Source organism: Massilistercora timonensis, from assembly GCF_048354975.1.
Classification (GTDB): Bacteria; Bacillota; Clostridia; order Lachnospirales; family Lachnospiraceae; genus Massilistercora; species Massilistercora timonensis.
Genome location: NZ_DBGCJQ010000067.1, coordinates 1 through 6,392 on the forward strand (window position 1 = coordinate 1; position 6,392 = coordinate 6,392).

Here is a 6,392-nt window from a genome sequence, read left to right on the forward strand (position 1 = left end):
CATTGTGCTCACCCAGGGACTGAACCGTCAGATCCGGCGGATGTGCCAGGCGTTTGGCTATGAGGTAAAGAAGCTGGTGCGGATCCGGATCATGAATATCAGACTGGATGGTCTGAAGCCGGGGGAGTACCGGCCATTGACAGCGCAGGAGGCCAGAGAGTTATATGAACAGACAGAAACAAGAACGGATGAAGGAATTAGTTGATCTTCTGAACCGGGCGGGAAAGGCTTACTACCAGGACGCCCAGGAGATCATGAGCAACTATGAGTACGACAGCCTGTACGATGAGCTGGTAAGCCTTGAGAAGGAGCTGGGGATGACCCTGTCCAACAGTCCCACGGTAAATGTAGGCTACCAGGTGTTGAGCGAGCTTCCCAAGGAACGCCATGAGGAGCCCATGCTGTCCCTGGATAAGACCAAGGAGGTAGAGGGCTTAAAAGAATTTCTGGGGGACCAGAAGGCCCTGCTGTCCTGGAAGATGGACGGTCTGACTATTGTGCTCACCTATCAGGACGGAGAGCTTAAGAAGGCGGTCACCAGGGGAAATGGCGAAGTGGGCGAGGTGATCACCAACAACGCCCGGGTCTTCCGCAATATCCCGCTGAAGATCGGATATGAGGGAGAGCTGATCCTCCGGGGGGAAGCGGTGATCGGATACCGGGATTTTGAGCGGATCAATGAGGAGATCACAGATGTTCAGGCAAAATATAAGAATCCCAGGAATCTCTGCAGCGGCTCTGTGCGCCAGCTGAACAACGAGATCACGGCCCGGCGGAACGTGCGGTTCTTTGCCTTCGCCCTGGTGCGGGCGCCTGGCGTGGATTTCCACAATTCCAGGGCTGCCCAGATGGAATGGCTGAAGGAACAGGGCTTTGAGATCGTGGAGTACCATATGGTCACAAGAGATACGGTGGAGGGGGAAGTTATTAAATTTTCCGAAAAAATCCCGGAGAATGATTTCCCATCCGACGGACTCGTGCTAATATATGATGATATAGAGTATGGTCAGTCGCTGGGGCGGACCGCCAAGTTCCCCCGGGATTCCATCGCCTTTAAGTGGGCGGATGAGACCAGCCGCACCAGGCTTCTTGAGATTGAATGGAGCCCGTCCAGGACGGGGCTTATCAATCCGGTGGCCATATTCGAACCTGTGGAGCTGGAGGGCACCACAGTAAGCCGGGCGAGCGTCCACAATATCAGCATCATGGAGGAGCTGGAGCTGGGCGTGGGGGATGAGATCGAGGTATATAAAGCCAACATGATCATCCCGCAGATCGCCAGGAACCTGACCCGCAGCGGAGTGAGGGATATCCCCGCCGTCTGTCCGGTATGCGGAGGCAAGACTCAGATCCGGCAGGAGGGGAACGCCAAGACCCTCTACTGCACCAACCCTGAGTGCCAGGCCAAGCATGTGAAGGCATTTACCCTGTTTGTCAGCAGGGACGCCATGAATATCGAAGGGCTTTCCGAGTCCACCCTGGAGAAATTCATTGCCCGGGGCTTTATCCGGGAGTACGCGGATATCTTCCATCTGGACCGGCATCGGGACGAGATCCAGTCCATGGAAGGCTTTGGAGAGAAATCCTTTCAGAATCTGGAGGCGAGCATTGAGAAGGCAAGGACCACCACCCTTCCCAGAGTCATTTACGGACTGGGGATCGCTAATATCGGCCTTGCCAATGCCAGGATGATCTGTCGGGCTTTCGACTATGAGCTGGACCGGATGCTGGCGGCAGATGAGGAAGATCTAAACGCAATCTCCGGGATCGGAGACGTGATCGCAGGGGCTTTTGTTGCATATTTCAAAGATCCGGTCCACCGCAGGCGGCTTGCGGATCTTCTGAAAGAGCTGACCATTGTGGAGGAGGAAGGGGCAGGAGCGCCGCAGACTCTGACGGGGCTGACCTTTGTGATCACCGGGAGTGTCACACATTTTGCCAACCGCAGTGAGGTCAAGGCCCTGATCGAGAGTATGGGGGGAAAGGTGACGGGATCTGTTACATCCAAGACCGACTATCTCATCAACAATGATGTGGAGTCCACCTCATCGAAGAATAAGAAGGCCAGAGAATTGGGAATTCCCATCCTTTCAGAAGAAGAATTCCTGGAGATGACACAAGGAGAAGGCCAATAGAAGAAAGGGATCAAACATGTCTGAATACGAGAACAGAGATGAAGAAGGAATGGAGAAGGAAATAGAGAAAGCAGAAGGGACCGTGGAGGAAAAGGACGACAGCGAGTATGAGAAGGTCTGCTTCCTCTGCCACCGGCCGGAGAGCGTGGCCGGTAAGATGATCGAACTTCCCAACAATATGTGTGTGTGCAGGGACTGCATGCAGAAGAGCTTTGATGCCATGACAAGCGGGCAGATCGATTATTCCCAGCTGATGAACAATCTGCCGCCGGGAGTCCAGCTCATGAACCTGTCAGATCTGGAGCAGGCGATCCCCAAACAGCAGAAGGTGAAGAAGAAAAAGGAAGGGGAGGAGAGAGTCCCGCTGGTGGACTTGAAGGACCTTCCCGCGCCCCATAAGATCAAGGCCAGGCTGGACGAGTATGTGGTAGGCCAGGAACATGCCAAGAAGGCCATGTCCGTGGCGGTCTACAACCACTATAAGCGGGTGGCCACGGATACCATGGATGACATTGAGATCGAGAAGTCCAATATGCTGATGATCGGCCCTACCGGATCCGGCAAGACCTATCTGGTAAAGACGCTGGCAAGACTTCTGGATGTGCCGCTTGCTATCACGGACGCCACATCCCTGACAGAGGCGGGTTACATAGGAGATGATATCGAGAGCGTTGTCTCCAAGCTTCTGGCGGCGGCGGACAACGATGTGGAGAAGGCGGAACAGGGGATCATCTTCATCGACGAGATCGACAAGATCGCCAAGAAGCGCAATTCCAATCAGAGGGATGTAAGCGGCGAGTCGGTGCAGCAGGGGATGTTAAAGCTTCTGGAGGGAAGCGATGTGGAGGTGCCGGTGGGCGCCAACAGCAAGAACGCCATGGTGCCCCTTACCACGGTAAATACCCGGAACATTCTCTTTATCTGCGGCGGCGCGTTCCCGGATCTGGAAGGGATCATCAAGGAGCGGCTGACCAAGCAGTCTTCCATTGGATTCGGGGCGGATCTGAAGGATAAATACGACCATGATAAGACTATCCTGGAGAAGGTGACGGTAGAAGACCTGCGGAACTTCGGGATGATCCCGGAATTCCTGGGACGTCTTCCCATCATTTTCACTCTGCAGGGAATGAATGAGGATATGCTGGTGAAAATCCTCAAAGAGCCAAAGAACGCGATCCTGAAGCAGTATCAGAAGCTTCTTGCCCTGGATGAGGTGAAGCTGGAATTTGAAGAGGACGCGCTTACCGCCATCGCAAAGAAGGCCATGGAGAAGGACACAGGAGCCCGTGCCCTGCGGGCGATCATTGAGGAGTTCATGCTGGATATCATGTATGAGATCCCCAAGGATGACAATATCGGCCAGGTGACCATCACCAGGGCCTATATCGAAGGGACCGGTGGCCCCATCATCACGCTGCGGGGGCAGCAGGTGGCAAGCCTGCCATAAGGAAAAAGCCGGAAAAAACATAAGAATCAGACTGCACCTCATATACTGGAAGAAAGTATATGAGGTGTTTTATTTATGGGAGAAGAAGCCCTGGAAAGAACAGACTGCCGGGCGAAGATCCTGTCCCAGGATTACCGGGATTTCCTGATCCCGGGATACCGGGAGGATGTAGAGGTCCGGCTTCCGGAAGAAAAAACCTGCGTCCAGGAGGGGGATTTTGGCCTCCGGGTGATCTCGGCGGATAAGGAGATCGTGGGGGAGCTGAGTTTCGAAGCCTATGGTTATCCTGCGATCCCCAAATGCTACGCCCTTCTTGATATGGACGCCCTGAACGAGACCGGGATCAGTACGGTCCAGAATTATCCGGCCCTGCAGCTGGACGGGAAAGGGATCATGATCGGTCTTGTGGATACCGGGATCGACTACACCAGTGAGATCTTCCGTAATCCGGACGGGACTACCAGGATCGCCGGGATCTGGGATCAGACTGTGCAGGAAGGGGAGCCGCCGGAAGGATTTCTCTATGGCAGCGAATACCGGCAGGAGACGATCAATGCCGCTCTGGCCCTGGATTTCCCGGAAACTCTGGTGCCCACCCGGGATGAAAACAGCCACGGCACGTTTCTGGCCAGCATTGCCGGGGGAAGCCGGGTGAACGGGGAGAGATTCTCAGGGGCGGCGCCGGGATGCACTTTCGGCGTGGTAAAGCTGAAGGAAGCCAAGGATTATCTGAAGGAGTTCTATGCCATCCGGCCAGATGCCGTCTGCTATCAGGAAAATGATATTCTTCTGGGGCTTGGTTATCTGAACCGTCTGGCAGGGGAGTACGGGGTTCCGCTGGTCCTCTGTCTTGCCCTGGGGACCAGCTTTGGCGGGCATAACGGAAGTTCCATTCTCTCCCGGGCACTGCAGGAATATGCCGGCAGGATCCATCGCTGCGTAGTGATCGGAGGAGGCAATGAAGCGGCGCAGAGACATCACTATTACGGAAGATTTCAGGAGGCAGGAGAAGTCCGGGAAGCAGAACTTAGGGTGGAGGAAGGGGTGGGAGAATTTGCGGCAGAACTGTGGACCACCCTCCCCAATATCGTCACTGCCTATCTGGTATCGCCCTCCGGGGAGAAAAGCCCGACGATCTCGCTGCGGCAGGGGAGCCGGTATCAGTTTGAGTTTCCCTTCGACGGCACCAGGACGGAGGTGGAATATCGTCTCCTTATTGAAAATGACAGCTCTCAGCTGATCTTCTTTCGGTTTCGCAGTCCGGCGGAAGGGATCTGGAAGATTGGCGTGGAGGCGCTTGGAGTGTCTGAAGGAGAGTTCCATATCTGGCTGCCTCTTCAGGAATTTCTGGAGGGAGAGGTTTATTTTCTGGAGGCGGATCCCAACACGACGCTGACAGAGCCTGCAAGTACAGAAGCAGCCATCACGGCGGCCTTTTATGACGGAGAAGATAAGAGTGTTGCCATTCATTCCGGGAGAGGGTATACTAGAGGTGGATTCATAAAGCCGGATCTTGCGGCGCCGGGAGTGGATATCACAGGATTGGGACCGGGCGGAAAGTTTGTCACCCGCAGCGGATCCAGCGCGGCGGCAAGCCTTACAGCTGGGGCTTCAGCCCTGGTCATGCAGTGGCTGGAGGAGCAGCCCATGGCCATTGGAGTGAGCACCAGCGTGGTGGCAGGCCTTTTGATCCTGGGGGCAGACCAGGGAAATCTTCCGGAATATCCAAACCGGGAGTGGGGATACGGGACTCTGAACGTCTATCGTTCCCTGGACCGTTTGAGACGGCTGTAAATACATAGAGAAAGCAAAGGAGAGATGAACTATGGCAGACTTTTTTGATGAACTGGGAAAGAAGATCACAGAGACAGCAGAGGATCTGGGAAGAAAAGCAGAAAATGCGGTGGAGATCCAGAAGATCAAAGGACAGATCCGCTCTCTGAAGCGGGCCAATGACCGGGATCTTCTGGACATTGGCCGGATGGCTTACGAGAAGTTCCAGAAGGGTGAGATCTCAGATCTGGACTGCATTTCCCTCTGCGAGGCCATCGAGACCCGGTCAGAGGAGATCGAGCGGCAGGAAGAGGAGATCGTCCGGATCAAGGGTGTCTTCTGATGATCCCCAAATTGGCAGGCCTTTTCCTTGTACTGGTCTGCGGGGATATGGGGGTAAAACAGTATATCGAGGATTCCTTTCAGGAAAAAGAAGAGAGGGAGACTCTTATCCCTTCTGTGGTACTGCGTAAAGTGTACAACCGGGGCTTTCTTCTGGACGCCCTGGATCAGCATCCGGAACTGGTCCGCGGAAGTTCCCTTCTTCTGGGAGCAGGAGTCCTGGTCTATGACGTGTGGCTGTTCCTGCAGAAAGGAAGAAAACTTCGGAAACTGGGAATGGCGTTCTTAAGCGCCGGCGCCTTAAGTAATATTTATGACCGGGTGATCCGGGGGAAAGTCATTGATTATATCGGATTCCGGAGTAAATATAAGTTTCTGTCCAGGATCACAGCCAATCTGGCGGATTTCTATGTAGTGATCGGAGGAGTGCTGGCGGCGCTGGGGAGGAAGAAGTAAATTCAGGTTTATCGCGCGCCTAAGAGGAAATCAAGCGGCTGCGCAGCAGACATTTGATTTCCTCGGCGCGATACCGACAGAATCAAAGAGTGCGAAGCACGGCAGCCGTGAAACGGCTGGATTCTGGAGGTGTGTTTACCGAGAGGCGGGGACCGGCGATTGCTCCGAGGCTGACGCTTAACCTCCGCCATCATCCGGCCCCCGCCTTATCGCCAACTTGCACGGCAAAGTCCTGAATT

General features: G+C 54.6%; 5 protein-coding genes and 1 pseudogene. All 6 read left to right on the forward strand.

Going from position 1 to position 6,392, the window contains the following annotated elements; genetic code table 11:
• Window positions 1–205: pseudogene (locus ACML7B_RS06140) on the forward strand (23S rRNA pseudouridine synthase F); the annotation flags it as partial.
• Window positions 165–2,135, forward strand: coding sequence for an NAD-dependent DNA ligase LigA (ligA, locus tag ACML7B_RS06145; RefSeq protein ID WP_418539916.1), 1,971 nt, complete (start codon window positions 165–167; stop codon window positions 2,133–2,135). The pseudogene ACML7B_RS06140 and the gene ligA, both read left to right, overlap by 41 nt.
• 16 nt (window positions 2,136–2,151) lie before the next feature.
• Complete coding sequence (clpX, locus tag ACML7B_RS06150; RefSeq protein ID WP_418539919.1) at window positions 2,152–3,582, forward strand: ATP-dependent Clp protease ATP-binding subunit ClpX; 1,431 nt, start codon at window positions 2,152–2,154, stop codon at window positions 3,580–3,582.
• Between the two features lie 75 nt (window positions 3,583–3,657).
• Window positions 3,658–5,376 carry a S8 family peptidase gene (locus ACML7B_RS06155; protein ID WP_418539922.1) on the forward strand — a complete coding sequence of 573 codons (1,719 nt, stop codon included), beginning with the start codon at window positions 3,658–3,660 and terminating at the stop codon, window positions 5,374–5,376.
• A gap of 31 nt (window positions 5,377–5,407) precedes the next feature.
• A complete protein-coding gene (locus tag ACML7B_RS06160; protein WP_346708819.1) occupies window positions 5,408–5,698 on the forward strand; it encodes a hypothetical protein in 291 nt (96 codons plus the stop codon).
• Window positions 5,698–6,153: a signal peptidase II gene (locus ACML7B_RS06165; RefSeq protein ID WP_346708818.1), complete on the forward strand. Its 456-nt coding sequence runs from the start codon at window positions 5,698–5,700 to the stop codon at window positions 6,151–6,153. The genes ACML7B_RS06160 and ACML7B_RS06165 overlap by 1 nt, the downstream gene beginning before the upstream one ends.
• The last annotated feature ends 239 nt before the right edge of the window (window positions 6,154–6,392 follow it).

What these genes read in the sequence shown, in the direction of transcription:
- ligA (WP_418539916.1), top strand. Translation starts at nt 165, where the DNA reads ATGAACAGACAGAAACAAGAACGGATGAAGGAATTAGTTGATCTTCTG.
- ACML7B_RS06165 (WP_346708818.1), top strand. Translation starts at nt 5,698, where the DNA reads ATGATCCCCAAATTGGCAGGCCTTTTCCTTGTACTGGTCTGCGGGGAT.
- clpX (WP_418539919.1), top strand. Translation starts at nt 2,152, where the DNA reads ATGTCTGAATACGAGAACAGAGATGAAGAAGGAATGGAGAAGGAAATA.
- ACML7B_RS06155 (WP_418539922.1), top strand. Translation starts at nt 3,658, where the DNA reads ATGGGAGAAGAAGCCCTGGAAAGAACAGACTGCCGGGCGAAGATCCTG.
- ACML7B_RS06160 (WP_346708819.1), top strand. Translation starts at nt 5,408, where the DNA reads ATGGCAGACTTTTTTGATGAACTGGGAAAGAAGATCACAGAGACAGCA.